This is a genomic window from Arthrobacter crystallopoietes BAB-32, assembly GCF_000328305.2.
Taxonomy (GTDB): Bacteria; Actinomycetota; Actinomycetes; order Actinomycetales; family Micrococcaceae; genus Crystallibacter; species Crystallibacter crystallopoietes_A.
Window position 1 is genome coordinate 20,475 of record NZ_ANPE02000099.1, and the last position, 16,635, is coordinate 37,109.

The following is a 16,635-nucleotide window of genomic DNA, read 5'->3' on the forward strand; positions in this document are numbered from 1 at the left end:
GGACCATGGATTTCCTTACAGACCCGGCCTACGATGCTCCGCCCGTTCCTGTCCTGCCTGATGCGCAGGAACTGCTGGCTGGGCTGAATCCGCAGCAGGAGGAGGCGGTCAAGCATGCGGGGTCCCCGCTGCTGATCATCGCCGGCGCGGGGTCGGGCAAGACCAGGGTTTTGACCCACCGGATCGCGCATCTGCTGGCTACCAAACGGGCACGGCCGGGGGAAGTCCTGGCCATTACCTTCACCAACAAGGCCGCAGCGGAGATGCGTGAACGGATCGAGGCCCTGGTGGGGGAACGGGCCCGGAACATGTGGATTTCCACCTTCCACTCCTCCTGCGTACGCATCCTGCGGCGGGAAGCGAAGACCGTCGGGCTGAACTCCAACTTCTCCATCTACGACTCGGCGGACACCCTGCGGCTGATCACCTTGGTCGCCAAGGGGCTGGACCTGGACCCGAAACGCTTCGCGCCGAAGGCCATTGCCAGCCGGATCTCGGCGCTGAAGAACGAGCTGATCGACGAAGAAACCTACGCCTCAACCGCGAACTACTCGGATCCTTTCCAGCAGGCCGTTGCGGAAGTCTACAAGGGCTATGCCGAGCGGATGCGCCAGGCCAACGCCTTCGACTTCGACGATCTGATCGCCCAGGTGGTCTACCTCTTCCAGGCGTTCCCCGCAGTCGCCGATTCCTACCGGCGCCGGTTCCGGCACGTGCTCGTGGACGAGTACCAGGACACGAACCATGCCCAGTATGTGCTGGTACGCGAGCTGACTGGTGCGGGGGAGGACATCGAGCCGGCAGAGCTGACCGTGGTGGGGGACTCGGACCAGTCGATCTATGCCTTCCGCGGAGCGGACGTGCGCAACATCGTCGAGTTCGAGAAGGACTATCCTGATGCCCGCACCATCCTGCTCGAGCAGAACTACCGGTCCACCCAGACCATCCTGACGGCGGCGAATGCGGTCATCTCGAAGAACCCGGACCGCCCCGAAAAGAGGCTGTGGACCGCGGAAGGCCATGGCGCCAAGATCATCGGCTACGTCGGCGAGAACGAACATGACGAAGCCCGGTTCATCGCGAATGAGATCGACCGGCTGCAGGACACTGAGCAGCTCCGGCCGGGAGACGTGGCCATCTTCTACCGGACCAACGCCCAGTCCCGCTCCATCGAAGACCTGCTGATCCGCGTCGGGCTGCCCTACAAGGTGGTCGGCGGCACGCGGTTCTACGAACGCAAGGAAATCAAGGACGCCCTGGCCTACCTGCGGGTGCTGGTCAATCCGGACGACGTGGTCAATCTCCGCCGTATCCTCAACGAACCCAAGCGCGGCATCGGGGACCGGGCGGAGTACGCCGTGGCAGCGCTGGCGGAACGCGACCGCCTTTCCTTTATGGAGGCACTGCGCCGGGCGGAGGACGCGCCGGGCATGGCCACGCGATCCGTCAACAGCGTGGCCGCCTTCGTCAAGCTGATCGATGACCTGACCGAGGTGGCCAACGGCTCCGGTGCGGCCGCCGCACTGGAGGCGGTGCTGGAGCAAACCGGCTACCTGGCCGAGTTGCGGCAGAGCAATGACCCGCAGGATGAGTCCCGCGTCGAAAACCTCGCTGAACTGGTCGCCGTCGTGCGCGAATACGAACGGGACAACCCGGAAGGATCCCTCGGCGGCTTCCTGGAGCAGGTGTCCCTAGTGGCGGATGCGGACCAGATACCGGACGCGCCGGATGATGAGGGCGCGCGCCTCGCCAAGGACCAGGGTGTGGTGACCCTGATGACCTTGCACACCGCTAAGGGCCTGGAGTTCCCGGTCGTGTTCCTCACCGGCCTGGAACACGGTGTCTTCCCGCACCAGCGGGCAATGGCGGATGCCAAGGAACTGGCGGAGGAGCGCAGGCTGGCCTATGTGGGCCTCACCCGGGCCCGGCAGCGGTTGTACCTGACCCGCTCGGAATCGCGCAGCCTCTGGGGCCAGAGCCAGTACTACCCCGCCAGCCAATTCATCGAAGAAGTGCCCGCGGATTTGATCGACTGGAAGCGCGAAGGGTCCCGCCGGCCTGCCTTCACCAGCCAGGAAAACATCCGTGCCAGCCGCTATGGCGGTTCCCACTGGGGCGCCGGCCGCGCCACCGGCCGGCCCGTCGCCTCCCAGTCCACCGCCCCGGCGGCCGTCCGGCAGGGCCGCGTCCAGCCGCAGAAGGAAGTCATTGCGCTGACCGTCGGGGACCAGGTCAGCCACAGCAGCTTCGGCAACGGGACGGTGCTGTCCTTGGAGGGCGCTGGCGACAAGACTGTGGCGAAGGTCAAATTCGGCGTTGGCGAGAAACGCCTGCTGCTGCGATACGCCCCGCTGACCAAGCTGGACTAGGCCATTCGTCCGGCCGACTGCTCGTGAAATGCTCGACGGGCAGGCAGCGGGGTGTGCCGGGGCCGTCGGCGCATTTGGTCACGGACGGGTAACGCTCTAGCGTTTTGGGCATGGATGTTCTCTCCGTGGATACGGCCGACGTAGCGGCCATGGGCTCTTTGGATTTCTGGCTGGACAAGCCGCTGCGGGTAACCGTCATCATCATCGGCGCGTTCCTGCTGAACTTCGCCGTCCGGATCATCATCCGCCGTACAACGACCAAAATCGCCGACGGCGAGACCGCCAAGCTGGAGAAGCTTGAGACGGCCAAGGTCGGCAAGAAGGACCCGCGCTACTGGCTGATGCAGGATTCGCCGATCGCTGTTGTCCGCCGGGCACAGCGGGCCAAAACGATCGGCTCGGTGCTGCGGTCCGTGGCCACTGTGGTGATCTCGGCTCTCGCCGTCCTGATGGTGATGACCGAACTGGGCTTCAACCTCGGCCCGCTGCTGGCCAGCGCCGGTATCGCCGGCGTGGCCATCGGTTTTGGTGCCCAGAGCCTGGTCAAGGACTACCTTTCCGGACTGTTCATGGTGGCCGAGGACCAGTACGGCATTGGCGATGTCGTGGACCTCGGCGAGGCCTCCGGCACAGTGGAATCCGTGGGCCTGCGGGTGACCCAGGTTCGGGCGGTGGACGGCACGCTCTGGCACGTGCGCAACGGCGAAATCCTCCGGGTCGGCAACTCCTCCCAGGGGTGGGCGCGGGCTGTGCTGGACATCCCGGTGCCGTATGACGCCGACGTTGAAAAGGTGGGCGACCTGATCCTGCGTTCCGCCAAGGAACTGCGCGAGGACGAGGAATACGGCCGCTTCATCCTGGACGACCCCGAGCTTTGGGGAGTCGAGGCGCTGACCGGCGAATCCATCACGATCCGGCTGGCCATCCGCACCAAGCCCTTGGAGCAGTGGGGCGTTGCCCGGGCCATGCGTGCCCGGCTCAAACGGGACCTGGACCGCGCCGGCCTGCGGATCCCGCTGCTGAACCAGACGGTGATCCGGGACGGAAGCACCGTCGTCCCCGCCGGATCCGAGAGCCACTCCGAGGCAGCCGACGCCAATGCCGGGGCCAAAAGCTAACCACTGCTGAGGGGCCGCTAGGTGCAACTGCGAAACCTACCGCAAGGCGTTACTTTTCTACGAATGATAGAAGTATGCCCTTGATCACTAAAAGCGGTAGTCTAGGGCAGGCTCCTCGCCCCAAGGGACTAGAGTTCCCCATGGAGCGCGAAATGGTCGGCCAGGCTTTCCTGGTTTCAGGTTGCCGGCTGCAGTATCCGTGCTCCGAGTCAGAAACGACTTCGACGTAGAAGGACACAACCCGTGGACCTGTATGAATACCAGGCGCGCGATCTCTTTGAGGCACACGGTGTACCCGTGCTGGCCGGAATCGTTGCCTACACTCCCGAAGAAGCCAAGGAAGCTGCCGAAAAGATTGGCGGCGTCGTCGTCGTCAAGGCGCAGGTAAAGGTTGGCGGCCGCGGAAAAGCCGGCGGCGTCAAGGTCGCGAAGACTGCTGATGAAGCCTTCGAGCATGCCTCGAATATCCTTGGCATGGACATCAAGGGCCACACCGTCAAGAAGGTCATGATCGCCCAAGGTGCCGACATTGCCGAGGAGTACTACTTCTCGATCCTGCTGGACCGCGCGAACCGCAACTACCTGGCCATGTGCTCGGTGGAAGGCGGCATGGAGATCGAGCAGCTCGCCGTCGAGCGCCCCGAAGCGCTGGCCCGCATCGCCGTCGACCCGGCTGTCGGTATCGACCAGGCCAAGGCTGACGAGATCGTCGCCGCCGCTGGCTTCGCCGAAGAGCTCCGCCCGAAGGTGGCCGAGGCGATCATTAAGTGCTGGGACGTCTTCAAGAAGGAAGATGCCACCCTCGTCGAGGTCAACCCGCTGGTCAAGACCGGTTCCGGCGACATCATTGCGCTGGACGGCAAGGTCTCCCTGGACGACAACGCCGACTTCCGCCAGAGCGGCCACGCCGAGCTCGAGGACAAGGAAGCCACGGATCCGCTGGAGGCGCGGGCCAAGGAACTGGACCTGAACTACGTCAAGCTGGACGGCCAGGTCGGCATCATCGGCAACGGCGCAGGCCTGGTCATGTCCACCCTGGACGTTGTGGCCTACGCCGGCGAGAAGCACGGCAACGTCAAGCCCGCCAACTTCCTGGACATCGGCGGCGGCGCGTCGGCCGAGGTCATGGCCAACGGCCTGGACGTGATCCTGAACGACGAGCAGGTCAAAAGCGTGTTCGTCAACGTCTTCGGCGGCATCACCGCCTGTGACGCCGTTGCCAACGGCATCGTGAAGGCCCTGGAGATCCTCGGCGAGAAGGCCACCAAGCCGCTCGTTGTCCGCCTCGACGGCAACAACGTGGACGAGGGCCGCCGCATCCTGCGCGAGGCCAACCACTCGCTGGTTACTTTGGCCACCTCCATGGACGAGGGCGCCGATAAGGCCGCCGAGCTGGCGAACGCCTAAGGATCGAGGAAAAAAGAATATGTCTATCTTCATCAACAAGGACTCCAAGGTCATCGTCCAGGGCATCACCGGCGGCGAAGGCTCCAAGCACACCGCGCGTATGCTGCACGCGGGCACCAACATTGTTGGCGGCGTGAACGCCCGCAAGGCCGGCACCACGGTTAAGCACAAGGACCAGCACGGCGCCGAGGTTGAGCTGCCGGTCTTCGGTTCGGTCAAGGAAGCCATGGCCGAAACCGGTGCCGACGTCTCCATCGTCTTCGTGCCGCCGGCCTTCACCAAGGACGCCGTCGTCGAAGCGATCGAAGCCGAAATCGGCCTCGTGGTGGTCATCACCGAAGGCGTGCCCGTGCAGGACTCCGCCGAGTTCTGGGCACTGGCCCAGTCCAAGAAGGACGCCAACGGCGAGCAGGTCACGCGCATCATCGGCCCGAACTGCCCCGGCATCATCACCCCGGGCGAGTCCCTGGTGGGCATCACCCCGGCGAACATCACCGGCAAGGGCGGCGTGGGCCTGGTCTCCAAGTCCGGCACCCTGACCTACCAGATGATGTACGAACTGCGCGACCTGGGCTTCTCCACCGCGATCGGCATCGGCGGCGACCCGGTCATCGGCACTACCCACATCGACGCCCTGGCTGCGTTCGAGGCGGACCCGGAGACCAAGGCCATCGTCATGATCGGCGAAATCGGCGGCGACGCCGAAGAGCGCGCGGCCGAGTTCATCAAGAACAATGTCACCAAGCCGGTTGTCGGCTACGTGGCCGGCTTCACCGCCCCGGAGGGCAAGACCATGGGCCACGCCGGCGCCATCGTCTCCGGCTCCTCGGGCACCGCGCAGGCCAAGAAGGAAGCCCTCGAGGCCGCAGGCGTGAAGGTTGGCAAGACTCCGTCCGAGACCGCGCACCTGCTGCGCGAGGTCTACCCGGAGCACGAGGAACCCTCGAACCTCTAGACCTGTTTGAACCCAAGCGAACCCGCCGCCCATTTCGGAGCGGCGGGTTTGTTGTTTTCGGCCAAAGCACGACGGCGAATGGTTCCGTCCCAAGACCGGGGCAAGGGCCCGCCGTCGTCCGTTTACTGTCTCCGCCGGGCCCTTAGGCCCCTTGACCCGCCTCTGACTAGGCCCCTAGACTCGCTGGCATCCGGCGATGTTCCATTTCGCGACTGGTTCTTCCTGATCGAATGAATGGTGCAAAATGACCCCGAGCTTGATGCGGCGCCTGGCCGCCGAAGTGATCGGTACTGCAGTCCTGGTGGTCTTTGGTGTGGGGTCCGTGCTGGGCGCGCTGACCGTCGGCCAAGGCGAAGTGACATATCCGGGCGTTGGATTCATCGCCCTAGGGTTCGCCATTGCCGTCGCCGTGGCTGTTTACGCCTTCCTCGCCATTTCGGGTGCGCACATCAACCCTGCGGTGACCATTGCACTGGCCGTGACCCGGCGTTTTCCCTGGGTGGAACTCATTCCGTATTTTGCGGCGCAGCTGGTCGGGGCGGCGATCGGGAGCCTGCTGCTGGTCGCATCCTTTGGAACGCGGGCGGTGGACCTGGGCGGCGGTGCGACCGTGCTGGGAGCAGGCGTCGGCTATGTGCAGGGCATTATCGCTGAGGCGTTGGGAACCTTCCTGCTCATGCTGGCGGTCATGGCGGTCGCGGTGGACCGGCGCGCGCCCAAGGGGTGGGCAGGCTGGATCATCGGGCTGGCCGTAGCCGGCGCCATCCTCGTCATCGGCCCGCTGACCGGCGGTTCGCTGAACCCGGCCCGCACGTTCGGACCCTACGTCGTCCAAGCGATCTTCGGGGGAGAAGTCGAGTGGTCCCAGTTCCCCCTGTATATCGTTGGTCCCTTCATCGGCAGTATTGTCGCCGCCGTCGCCTACGACCTCGTGGTGCGGCCGCGCGAAGTCCCTGAGCCCGAGCCGCGGGCGGACGACGCTTCAATGCCCGCTGAAACCAACATCAAGCCTGATGCCGACAAAGAATAGCCAGCACGTTCGACCGAAAAATGCAGCGGCGCAGGGCGCTTCGGCTCCCGCGCGGCTTGGGATGCAGCAACGAGAGGAAGAACCATGACGGGAAACCGTGTTGTAGTTTACAAGGGGCCGGGGGAAGTCGCCGTCGAATCGATCGACTATCCCAAACTCGAACTGCCCGCCGAGGTCGCCAGCAAGATGGGCATCCAGCAGAAGGCGCCGCATGCCGCCATTCTCAAGCTGGTCGCGACCAACATCTGCGGAAGCGACCAGCATATGGTGCGCGGTCGTACGACGGCGCCGGTGGGCCAGTCGCTCGGCCATGAGATTACCGGTGAAGTGGTCGAGACCGGCGATGACGTGCTTTTCGTCAAAGAGGGCGATATCTGCTCGGTGCCGTTCAACATTGCCTGCGGCCGCTGCCGGATGTGCAACGAAGGCAAGACCGGTGTGTGCCTCAATGTGAATCCGGCACGGCCAGGGGCCGCCTACGGCTATGTGGACATGGGCGGCTGGATCGGCGGCCAGGCCGAGTACGTGATGGTGCCCTACGCGGACTTCAACCTGCTCAAGTTCCCGGATCGGGACCAGGCACTGGAGAAGATCCTGGACCTGGCCATGCTCTCCGATATTTTCCCTACCGGCTACCATGGCGCATTCACCGCCGGCGTCACGACCGGTTCGACAGTCTACGTTGCAGGCGCCGGTCCGGTGGGATTGGCCGCGGCCTTTTCCGCGCACGTGCTGGGTGCCTCGGCTGTCGTCGTGGGCGACATGAATGCCGACCGGTTGAAGCAGGCCGCAAGCTTCGGGTGCGAGACTATTGACCTGAGCCAGGAAGGCTCGCTGCCGGACAAGATCGAGCAGATCCTCGGCGTCCCCGTGGTGGATGCCGCGGTGGACGCGGTGGGCTTCGAGGCACGCGGACATGGGGCAAACGCCGCCGAGGCTCCGGCCACCGTGCTCAACGACATCATGACCGTGACCCAAGTGGGCGGTGCCTTGGGCATTCCCGGTCTCTACGTCACCGGGGATCCGGGCGGTATTGACGAGAACGCCAAGGTTGGCCAGATCGGGGTGCAGTTGGGCACCGGCTGGGCGAAGTCGCTCTCGTTCACCACCGGGCAGTGTCCGGTGAAGCGGTACAACCGCAGGCTGATGGACCTGATCCTGGCCGGTAAGGCCAACATTTCCAAAGCCGTGAACGCCACCAGGATCAGCCTGGACGAGGCGCCCGAGAGTTACCGCGCATTCGACCAGGGAGCCGCGAGGAAGTACGTGATCGATCCCCACGGGATGGTCGCCGGCTAGCTTGGGCGGATATCCCCGCCCGGGACACGATGAGGGGCACGGTCCGTCGGACCGTGCCCCTCATGCCTTGCAATCAGGCCGGTAAGTCAGCCGCGCAGCCGCTCCATGCCGGGATCCACCAGCGGCTCGGCACTGACGGTTGCGGGAATGCGGCGGCCGAAGTATTCGATCTCGACCTTGTCGCCCTCGGCGGCCTCGGCCGGCAGCCAGGCATAGGCGATCGGCTTGCCGATGGTGTGGCCGAAAGCCGCACTGGTGACGTAGCCGGCGGGCTTGGCGTCGAAGTACACCGGTTCCTTGCCCATCACCACCGACCGGCCGTCGTCGACCACCAGGCAGCGCAGCCGCCGGGTGGGCTCCGGCGCTTCAGCCAAGGCGGCCGAACCGACGAAGTCGCCCTTGTCTGCCTTGACCGCAAAGCCCAGCCCAGCTTCCTCCGGCCGGTGTTCGGACGTCATCTCGTGGCCAAAGAGCCGGTAGCCCTTCTCCAGCCGGAGGCTGTTGAACGCGGCCCGGCCGGCGGCGATGATGCCGTGTTCCTGCCCGGCTTCGTACAGCGCGTCCCACAGCTTCAGCCCCTGGTCCGACGTGGTGTACAGCTCCCAGCCCAGCTCGCCGACGTAGGAGAGCCGCATCGCCGTGACGCTCAAGCCAGCGATCCGGACCTGTGCCGAACGGAAGTACTTAAGCGTGTTGTTGCTGAAATCGTCGCTGCTGACCTTGCTGATGACCTCGCGCGCCAGCGGCCCCCAGAGGCCGATGCAGCAGGTGCCGGCGGTGATGTCCCGGACCTGCACCCAGCGCGAGCTGTCGGCAGCGGTCTGCTCGGCGGCTTCGCGGCGCAGGTACTCGTAGTCGACGTTGTTATTGATGCCGGCCTGGAACCGCTCGGCCGCCAGGCGAGCCACGGTGATGTCGCTGCGCACGCCGCCCGCCTCGTCCAGCAGCAGGCAGTACGTCACGGCGCCCGGCTTCTTGTTGATCTGGCCGGTGCTCAGCCGCTGCAGCAGGTCCAGCGCGCCGGGACCGGAGACCTCCACGCGCTTGAGGGGGGTCATATCGTAAAGTGCGACGGCGGTGCGCGTCTTCCACGCTTCGGCGGCGGCGATGGGGGAGTGGAAGCGGGCGGACCAGCTGTCCCGCTCCGGCGGCTGCCAGGCCTCCGGGAGCTCCTTCAGCAGGTTCGCGTTGGCCTCGTACCAGTGCGGGCGCTCCCAGCCGCCCGACTCCAGGAAGAAGGCGCCGAGTTCCTGCTGCCGCGGGTAGAACGGGCTGGTGCGCAGGTTCCGGGGCGATTCCTTCGGCTGCAGCGGATGGAGGATGTCGTAGATCTCCACGAAGTTCTGCTGCGAGGTCTCGCTGACGTAGGCCTCCGAGCGCTGCACGTCCTCGAACCGGGCGACCTCGCACTCGTGCAGGTCGGTGCGAGACCGGCCCTCGACCAGCAGCTCGGCGACGGCCTTGGCCACGCCGGCCGAGTGCGTCACCCAGACGGCCTCGGCGACGAAGAAGCCTTTACATCGGGCGATTCGCCGATCAGCGGCCCGCCGTCGGGGGTGAAGGAGAAGATCCCGTTGAAGCCGTCCTCGATCCGGGCACCGCGAAGCATCGGCAGCAGCCGCTGGCTTTCCTGCCAGGACGGCTCGAAGTCCTCCGGGGTGAAGTCCAGCCGAGAGGGCATCCGGTGCTCGGACATCTGCTCCGCGGTGAAGGACGGCAGCTCGTCCAGGTCCACAGGCATCGGCCGGTGTGCGTAGGAACCGATGCCGATCCGTTCGCCGTGCTCGCGGTAGTACAGGTCCGCGTCCTGGTGGCGCAGGATGGGCAGGCGGGCACCGTTGGGCAGCTCGTTCCGGCCCGCCAGTTCGGCCACCGGCGTGGTCTTCACGTACTGGTGCGCCAGCGGCAGCAGCGGGATATCCATGCCGACCATGGCCCCGACCTTCGGCCCCCAGAAACCTGCACAGGAGACAACGACGTCGGCCGGCACCTCGCCGTCGTCAGTCACCACTGCGGCAACCCGCCCGCCTTCCTCCCTGACCCCGGTGACCGTGGTGGACCCGCGGAAGACGACGCCGGCGGCGGAAGCGCGTTCGATCAGCAGCTGCACCGCACGGGCGGCCAGCGCCAGCCCGTCCGAGGGAACATGGAGGCCGCCGAGGACCCGGTCCCGGTCCAGCAGCGGGTAGTGCTTTTCGCATTCGTCCGGATCGATCAGCCGGCCCTCGACGCCCCAGGAGGTGATGAAGCCGAGCCTGCGCTTGAGCTCTTCGAGCCGCTCGGGCGTGGTCGCCACCTCGAGACCGCCAAGCTGCCAGAAGCACGGCTGGCCGTCCTTGCGCAGGGACAGCAGCTTGTCCACCGTGTAGCTGGCGAACTCGGTCATCGTCTTCGAGGCGTTGGTCTGGAACACCAGGCCGGGGGCGTGCGAGGTGGATCCGCCGGCCAGGTGCAGCGGGCCCTGCTCCAGCACGGTGATGTTGGTCCAGCCGCGGGCGGTGAGCTCGTCGGCCAGGTTGGCGCCGACGATGCCGGCTCCGATGATGACGACGCGCGGGGAAGTGCTCATAGATAGGTCTCCTGTGCAGGTCTGGTGGTGCTGTTGGGATGGGAAGGTCAGGCGCCGATGGTGTCCTTGCCGGGCGGGCAAGGGCCGCCGGGGCCGCACTGGTCGTCGCATTCGTGCTTGGTCACGAGGTCGAACGGCACGCCGCCGTGCTGGTCCACTCCGGAGCGGATGGCGCGTTCCACCACGGAATCGGCCAGCCTCCGGCGCAGCGAGAGCGGGTCGCGCCGGAGGTCCTTCACCAGCGCCACGCACATCAGCAGCATGACCAGGACAAAGGGCAGCGCCACCACGATGGTGATGTTTTTCAGGCCGTTCAGCGCTTCGGCGGGTTCGTCGCCGCCGGCGAGCATCATCACCGCAGCGACAGCACCGGTCAGGGATCCCCAGAAGATGACGACGCCCCGGGAGGGCTCTTCGGCACCATTGGAGCTCAGGGACCCCATCACGAGGGAAGCGGAATCGGCACCGGTGACGAAGAAGATGCCCACCAGCACCATCGCCAGGATGGCGACCGCCCCGACGATGAGGTTGGGCATGGGCAGGTTCTGGATCAGGTCGAACAGGGCACCGTCGAAGGAGACGGAGGGTGCGCCGTCGACAATGTCCACTAGTCCGTCGGAGGTATCCGGCGTCTCGTCTGCCGTGGCTTGGACGCCAAAGGCCGCGCCGCCGAAGATGGCGAACCAGATGACGCTGACGATGCTGGGCACCAGCAGGACGCCGGTAACGAACTGGCGGATGGTGCGTCCGCGGCTGATCCGGGCGATGAACATGCCGACGAACGGTGTCCAAGAGACCCACCAGGCCCAGTAGAAGACGGTCCAGCCGGACATCCAGGTCCGCAGGGCCTCATCGCCGACGGCCTCGGTGCGGGAGGACATCTCGGCCAGATCCCGGGCGTAGTCGCCGACGGCGGCCGGCACGAGGTTCAGGATGAACAGGGTCGGCCCGGCAATGAATACGATGACCGCGAGCACTACGGCAAGCACCATGTTGATATTGGCCAGCCATTGGATGCCCCGGCGGATGCCCGAGACGGCGGAGGCGATGAAGCAGGCGGTCAGTACGGCCACGATGGCAACCATGACCGGGGTGGCCAGGTCGCCCACCCAGCCATTGAACGCCAGCCCGCTGCCGATCTGCAGTGCGCCCAGGCCGAGCGACGCAGCGGTGCCGAAGAGGGTGGCGAAGATGGCCAGGATATTGATGACTTTGCCGACCGGCCCGTCAACGGTCTTGCTGCCGAAGAGCGAGGTGAAGATGGACGAGATGAGCTGCTTGCGGCCCAGCCGGTAGGTTCCGTAGGCCATGGCTATACCAACGACGGCGTACATCGCCCACGGGTGCAGGGTCCAGTGGAAGAGCGAGGTCGCCATGGCGGTCTGGATGGCTTCCGGGGTCTGGCCGTCCACGGTCCCCGGCGGCGGAGCGACGTAGTGGTACATCGGCTCGGCCACTCCATAGAACATCAGCCCGATGCCCATTCCGGCGGCGAACATCATGGAGATCCACGAGACGGTGCGGAATTCCGGCTTCTCGCCGTCCTTGCCCAGCGGGATGTTGCCGAACCGCCCGACGGCCAGCCACAGCACGTACACGACAAAGAGCGAGGCCAGCAGGATGAACATCCAGCCGGTGTTCTCCATGACCCAGTTCAGGACGCTGGTGGAGGTAGTCGACAGATTGTCAGTCGCCAGGAAACCCCAGGCGACGAAGGCCACGGCGAGTGCGCCGGCCACTGCGAACACCGTCTTGTCCAGGCCGCGGGGCCCGCGGTCCCTGATGGTTGCCGCGGTTTCCGATTCCGATGCCCGCAGTTGCTGCAGCAGTTGGGTGTCGACGGGAACATCGTCCGCGGGCTCCGTCTCCTGGCGGAGCAGTTCCTGGAGCTCTTCTTCCGGGGTGCCGTCGTCGACGGCGAGTTCGTTATTGGTTGCCATGGTTCCTCTGCGTGCTCTGGGCTTGCTAGGGGGCAGGGTTCGTGCCGGCCGGGACCGGCTCAGACGTGGCCATCCACGGTCAGGCCGGGTGGAAGGTTCGGAGCTTCGGTGGATTCCTCAACCAGGATCTCGCCATCAACAACTGACACAGTGTGGACGCGCACCGGAAGCTTGGCGGGCGGAGCATCGACACTGCCGGTGCGCAGGTCGAACTTCGACGCATGCAGCGGGCATTCGACCTCGCAACCCTCAACCCAGCCGTCGGCCAGAGAGGCGTCCTGGTGCGTGCAAGTGTCGTCGATGGCGAAAAGCTCGCCTTCTTCGGTATGGAAAACGGCAATCGGCGGTGAAGTGTCCAAGCGAATGGCATCTCCGGGCGCCAGATCCTTCAGTGGACAAGCCTTGTGCATCGAACAGAACCTCTTTCATAGGGCCGTTGTAAAACGAGTTCCGTTATGAACAACTTTGCTCGCAATAGGCAACAGACTGCGGCGTGGCCGGCAGGGATGTCAAGAGTTGAGTGTTATGTGAATCACATCTTGTCCCGGTCTTGCTGATTCGCTGATTGTGACTCTTGACACAGGCTGGGTGAGCCTGCAGTCTGTTTCACATAGTGATGCGAGTTGCGTCCACCGCAATTACCGTCCAGGCGTGCCGGCCGGGCATGCCACCACCAATTCCAGTGCTGCGAAAGGCCAATCTATGCAGACTCTTGCAGTCGTCGGAGCGTCCCTGGCCGGGCTCTCCGCCGCACGTGCCGCACGCGCCCAGGGGTTCTCGGGCAGGCTCCTCATGATCGGCGACGAGGTGCACCGTCCGTATGACCGTCCCCCGCTGTCGAAGGACTTCCTGGCCGGCAGGATCAGTGCCGCTGACCTGGCCCTCGAAACCGCGGATGAGGACCTGCAGGCCGAATGGCTGATGGGCAACCGGGCGGTCGCCCTGGACGGCGCAGCCCGGGCGATCACTCTGGCCAACGGCGAAACCTTGACCGCGGACGGCATTGTGCTGGCCACGGGCGCGTCGGCCCGGACCCTGCCCGAACTCGCCGGGCTGGCTAATGTCTTCAGCCTGCGCACCTTGACGGACGCCCAGGCGCTGTCTGCGGAACTGCAGCCGGGGCGCAAGCTGGTGGTCGTCGGGGCGGGCTTTATCGGTGCCGAGGTGGCGTCCACGGCGAAGGCCCTTGGGCTGGAGGTCACCGTGATTGAATCCCGCCAGGTGCCACTGAGTGGACCGCTCGGCGAAGAGATGGGTACCGTCGTCGGAAGCCTTCATGGGCTCAACGGCGTAGAGCTCATCTGCGGTGCCGGCATTGATCTCTTCCACAGCGGTGAAGGCTGCGTCAGCGGCCTGCGGCTGACCGATGGCCGCTATGTGCCGGCGGACCTGGTCGTCGTGGGCATTGGTGCTGTCCCGAACACCGGCTGGCTGGCGGGCTCCGGCGTGGAAACTGCGAATGGCGTTGCCTGCGACTCATCCGGCCGGACCAATCTTCCCGGAATCGTCGCGGTCGGCGACTGCGCTGCCTGGTTCGATGGCAGGATCCGGACACATCGCCGCGTGGAGCACTGGACGACCGCCGTGGAGCATCCGGACGTAGCGGTGGCGGCGCTGCTGGACCAGCCTGCGCCCAAGCCGGTCAAAGTGCCGTACTTCTGGTCCGACCAGTACGGAGTGAAACTGCAGTTCGCCGGCAACGCCGCCCAGGCCGACCGATTGAGCATTGAGGCGGGCGATCCGCAGCAGCATAACGTGCTCGCCCTCTACTACCGCGGCGAGGAGCCCGTGGCCGTCCTCGGCATGAACCAGCCCAAGCTTTTCACCAAGTGGCGGCGCAGCCTGAACAATGCACCTGCAGCTGCCGCGGCCGTCGCGGCCTAAGCCGCCGTCCAGACATCCTTATCCCACTCGACCTCCAACTCGTCTCAACAGAGGAAGCAGCATGACCACTGAAATCATTTCTGAAAGCCTGATCGCCACCCTGCCCGGACACACCTACACGGATTCCGCCATCTTCCGTGCCGAACAGGAGCGGATCTTCGAACAGATGTGGTTCTGTGCCATCCGCTCGTCAGACTTGGACAAGGCCGGCGCCTGGAAAACCGTCCAGATCGGCCGCGAATCGGTACTGATCAGCCGCACGCGCAAGGGCGAAATCCGGGCCTTCTACAACATCTGCCGCCACCGCGGGGTCAAACTGTGCATGGAGGAGTCCGGCGAGGCTGCCCGCTCCTTCCAGTGTCCGTACCACGCCTGGACCTATGACTTCGAGGGCAAGCTCATCGCCGCGCCCAACCTGACCAAGATGCCCGACATCGACCGCAACGAGTACGGGTTGGCCAAGGTCCACATCCGCGAGTACCTGGGCTATGTCTGGGTCTGCCTGGCCGAAGAGCCGCCGTCCTTCGAGGCTGACGTCATGGGTGCCATCGAGGAGCGCCTGGGCGACTTGGAAGCCATCGATGGCTACGATGTGGCGAACCTGAAGGTCGGCCGGCGGATCAAGTACGACGTGAAGGCCAACTGGAAACTCATCATCGAGAACTTCATGGAGTGCTACCACTGCGCCACTATCCACCCGGAGCTGACCGAGGTGCTTCCGGAATTCGCCGACGGGCTTGCCGCGCAGTATTTCGTCGGCCACGGCGCTGAATTCGGCGACGACATCAAGGGCTTCACGATCGATGGCTCCGAAGGACTCGATGTCATCCCCGGCGTTGGCGACGACCAGGACCGGCGCTACTATGCCATCACGATCAAGCCCACTGTCTTCGTCAACCTCGTGCCCGACCACGTGATCATCCATCGGATGTTCCCGCTGGCAGCCGACCACACTATCGTCGAATGCGATTGGCTCTACCTGCCCAACGTGGTCGAATCCGGCAAGGACGTTACCGCCTCGGTGGAACTGTTCCACCGGGTGAACATGCAGGACTTCGATGCGTGCGAACGGTGCCAGCCGGCCATGGCTTCCAAGGTCTACTCCAAGGGCGGCGTGTTGGTTCCCAGCGAGCACCACATCAGCGCCTTCCACGAGTGGGTGCACGGCAAGGTCGGCGACGTGGAGCGCACCGGTGAGGACCTGCTGGGCCTCACCCCCGATACCGCCCCGCTGGAGGAACGGGCCGAAATCATCGAGCGCTAAGCCGCGCTACGGCGCGCCAAGAGCAGATTTATCCGGCTGGACAAGTGGCCCGGTTTGCCTGACCGTCTCAAGCAGACCGGGCCGTTGTCTGCCGCCCCTCTACAGTCAGAAAGGAACCTCCTGAAGCATGGTTCATAAGGTCAAGGCCGTTGTTGCCAAAGAAAAGAACGCTCCGGTCAGCATCGAGACCATCCTCGTGCCCGAACCCGGACCCGGCGAAGCCCTCGTCGACATCCTCACCTGCGGCGTCTGCCACACCGACCTGCACTACAAGCAAGGCGGCATCGGCGACGACTTCCCCTACCTGCTCGGCCACGAAGCCACCGGCACCGTCTCCGCCATCGGCGAAGGCGTCACCGAAATCAGCGTCGGCGACCGCGTCATCCTCAACTGGCGCGCCGTCTGCGGCCAATGCCGCGCCTGCGCCAAAGGCCAGCCGAAATACTGCTTCAACACCCACAACGCCACCCAAAAAATGACCCTCGAAGACGGCACCGAACTCTCCCCGGCCCTGGGCATCGGCGCCTTCGCCGAAAAAACCCTCGTCGCCGCCGGCCAGTGCACCAAGGTCGACGAAGACGCCGACCCCGCCGCCGTCGGCCTCCTCGGCTGCGGCGTGATGGCCGGCATCGGCGCCGCGATCAACACCGGCGACGTCCAGCGCGGCGAATCCGTCGCCGTGATCGGCTGCGGCGGCGTCGGCATCGCCGCGATCGCCGGCGCCAAACTCGCCGGCGCCACCACGATCATCGCCGTCGACATCGACGACAACAAGATCGAAATGGCCAAACAACTCGGCG

The 16,635-nt window shown here is 65.3% G+C and carries 11 protein-coding genes and 1 pseudogene; 9 read left to right on the plus strand and 3 right to left on the minus strand.

Annotation, left to right across the window (positions count from 1 at the left end; all coding sequences use genetic code 11):
• The first annotated feature begins 5 nt into the window (after positions 1 to 5).
• The 6 genes from pcrA to fdhA all read left to right on the plus strand — a co-directional run bounded on the left by pcrA (position 6) and on the right by fdhA (position 8,178).
• Positions 6 to 2,369, plus strand: a complete 2,364-nt coding sequence (gene pcrA / locus D477_RS07310; protein ID WP_005268373.1) for a DNA helicase PcrA — start codon at positions 6 to 8, stop codon at positions 2,367 to 2,369.
• Between the two features lie 110 nt (positions 2,370 to 2,479).
• The gene (locus tag D477_RS07315; RefSeq protein ID WP_043846060.1) at positions 2,480 to 3,487 is read left to right on the plus strand and encodes a mechanosensitive ion channel family protein; all 1,008 of its coding nucleotides are present in this window, start codon (positions 2,480 to 2,482) and stop codon (positions 3,485 to 3,487) included.
• Between the two features lie 243 nt (positions 3,488 to 3,730).
• On the plus strand, positions 3,731 to 4,894 hold the full coding sequence (gene sucC, locus D477_RS07320) for an ADP-forming succinate--CoA ligase subunit beta (protein WP_005268375.1): 1,164 nt from the start codon (positions 3,731 to 3,733) through the stop codon (positions 4,892 to 4,894).
• A gap of 19 nt (positions 4,895 to 4,913) precedes the next feature.
• Entirely contained in the window at positions 4,914 to 5,849 is a 936-nt protein-coding gene (gene sucD, locus D477_RS07325) for a succinate--CoA ligase subunit alpha (protein ID WP_005268376.1), read from the plus strand.
• 244 nt (positions 5,850 to 6,093) lie between these two features.
• A complete protein-coding gene (locus D477_RS07330) occupies positions 6,094 to 6,879 on the plus strand; it encodes an MIP/aquaporin family protein (protein ID WP_005268377.1) in 786 nt (261 codons plus the stop codon).
• Between the two features lie 84 nt (positions 6,880 to 6,963).
• Positions 6,964 to 8,178 (plus strand): formaldehyde dehydrogenase, glutathione-independent, encoded by a 1,215-nt coding sequence (fdhA, locus tag D477_RS07335; protein WP_005268378.1) that lies wholly within the window; start codon positions 6,964 to 6,966, stop codon positions 8,176 to 8,178.
• An 86-nt stretch (positions 8,179 to 8,264) separates the two neighbouring features.
• Here the strand turns inward: fdhA and D477_RS07340 are convergent.
• From D477_RS07340 to D477_RS07350, 3 genes and pseudogenes are all read right to left on the minus strand, one after another.
• Positions 8,265 to 10,747 (minus strand): annotated as a pseudogene (locus D477_RS07340) (GcvT family protein).
• Positions 10,748 to 10,794: 47 nt separating this feature from the next.
• Positions 10,795 to 12,687: a BCCT family transporter gene (locus tag D477_RS07345; protein ID WP_005268379.1), complete on the minus strand. Its 1,893-nt coding sequence runs from the start codon at positions 12,685 to 12,687 to the stop codon at positions 10,795 to 10,797.
• Positions 12,688 to 12,746: 59 nt separating this feature from the next.
• A complete protein-coding gene (locus D477_RS07350; protein WP_005268380.1) occupies positions 12,747 to 13,097 on the minus strand; it encodes a bifunctional 3-phenylpropionate/cinnamic acid dioxygenase ferredoxin subunit in 351 nt (116 codons plus the stop codon).
• 292 nt (positions 13,098 to 13,389) lie between these two features.
• Here D477_RS07350 and D477_RS07355 point away from each other — a divergent pair, with 292 nt between their 5' ends.
• The 3 genes from D477_RS07355 to D477_RS07365 form a co-directional block, all read left to right on the plus strand.
• Positions 13,390 to 14,571: an NAD(P)/FAD-dependent oxidoreductase gene (locus tag D477_RS07355; RefSeq protein ID WP_005268381.1), complete on the plus strand. Its 1,182-nt coding sequence runs from the start codon at positions 13,390 to 13,392 to the stop codon at positions 14,569 to 14,571.
• Positions 14,572 to 14,632: 61 nt separating this feature from the next.
• Complete coding sequence (locus tag D477_RS07360) at positions 14,633 to 15,835, plus strand: aromatic ring-hydroxylating oxygenase subunit alpha (RefSeq protein WP_005268382.1); 1,203 nt, start codon at positions 14,633 to 14,635, stop codon at positions 15,833 to 15,835.
• Positions 15,836 to 15,962: 127 nt separating this feature from the next.
• Positions 15,963 to 16,635, plus strand: a 673-nt coding sequence (locus tag D477_RS07365; protein WP_005268383.1) for an alcohol dehydrogenase catalytic domain-containing protein, incomplete at its 3' end; no start/stop codon positions are given.

Bases quoted from the DNA above. Each gene is read 5' to 3' on its own strand.
- pcrA (WP_005268373.1), top strand. From the start codon at position 6: ATGGATTTCCTTACAGACCCGGCCTACGATGCTCCGCCCGTTCCTGTC.
- D477_RS07315 (WP_043846060.1), top strand. From the start codon at position 2,480: ATGGATGTTCTCTCCGTGGATACGGCCGACGTAGCGGCCATGGGCTCT.
- sucD (WP_005268376.1), top strand. From the start codon at position 4,914: ATGTCTATCTTCATCAACAAGGACTCCAAGGTCATCGTCCAGGGCATC.
- D477_RS07330 (WP_005268377.1), top strand. From the start codon at position 6,094: ATGACCCCGAGCTTGATGCGGCGCCTGGCCGCCGAAGTGATCGGTACT.
- fdhA (WP_005268378.1), top strand. From the start codon at position 6,964: ATGACGGGAAACCGTGTTGTAGTTTACAAGGGGCCGGGGGAAGTCGCC.
- D477_RS07345 (WP_005268379.1), bottom strand. From the start codon at position 12,687: ATGGCAACCAATAACGAACTCGCCGTCGACGACGGCACCCCGGAAGAA.
- D477_RS07350 (WP_005268380.1), bottom strand. From the start codon at position 13,097: ATGCACAAGGCTTGTCCACTGAAGGATCTGGCGCCCGGAGATGCCATT.
- D477_RS07355 (WP_005268381.1), top strand. From the start codon at position 13,390: ATGCAGACTCTTGCAGTCGTCGGAGCGTCCCTGGCCGGGCTCTCCGCC.
- D477_RS07360 (WP_005268382.1), top strand. From the start codon at position 14,633: ATGACCACTGAAATCATTTCTGAAAGCCTGATCGCCACCCTGCCCGGA.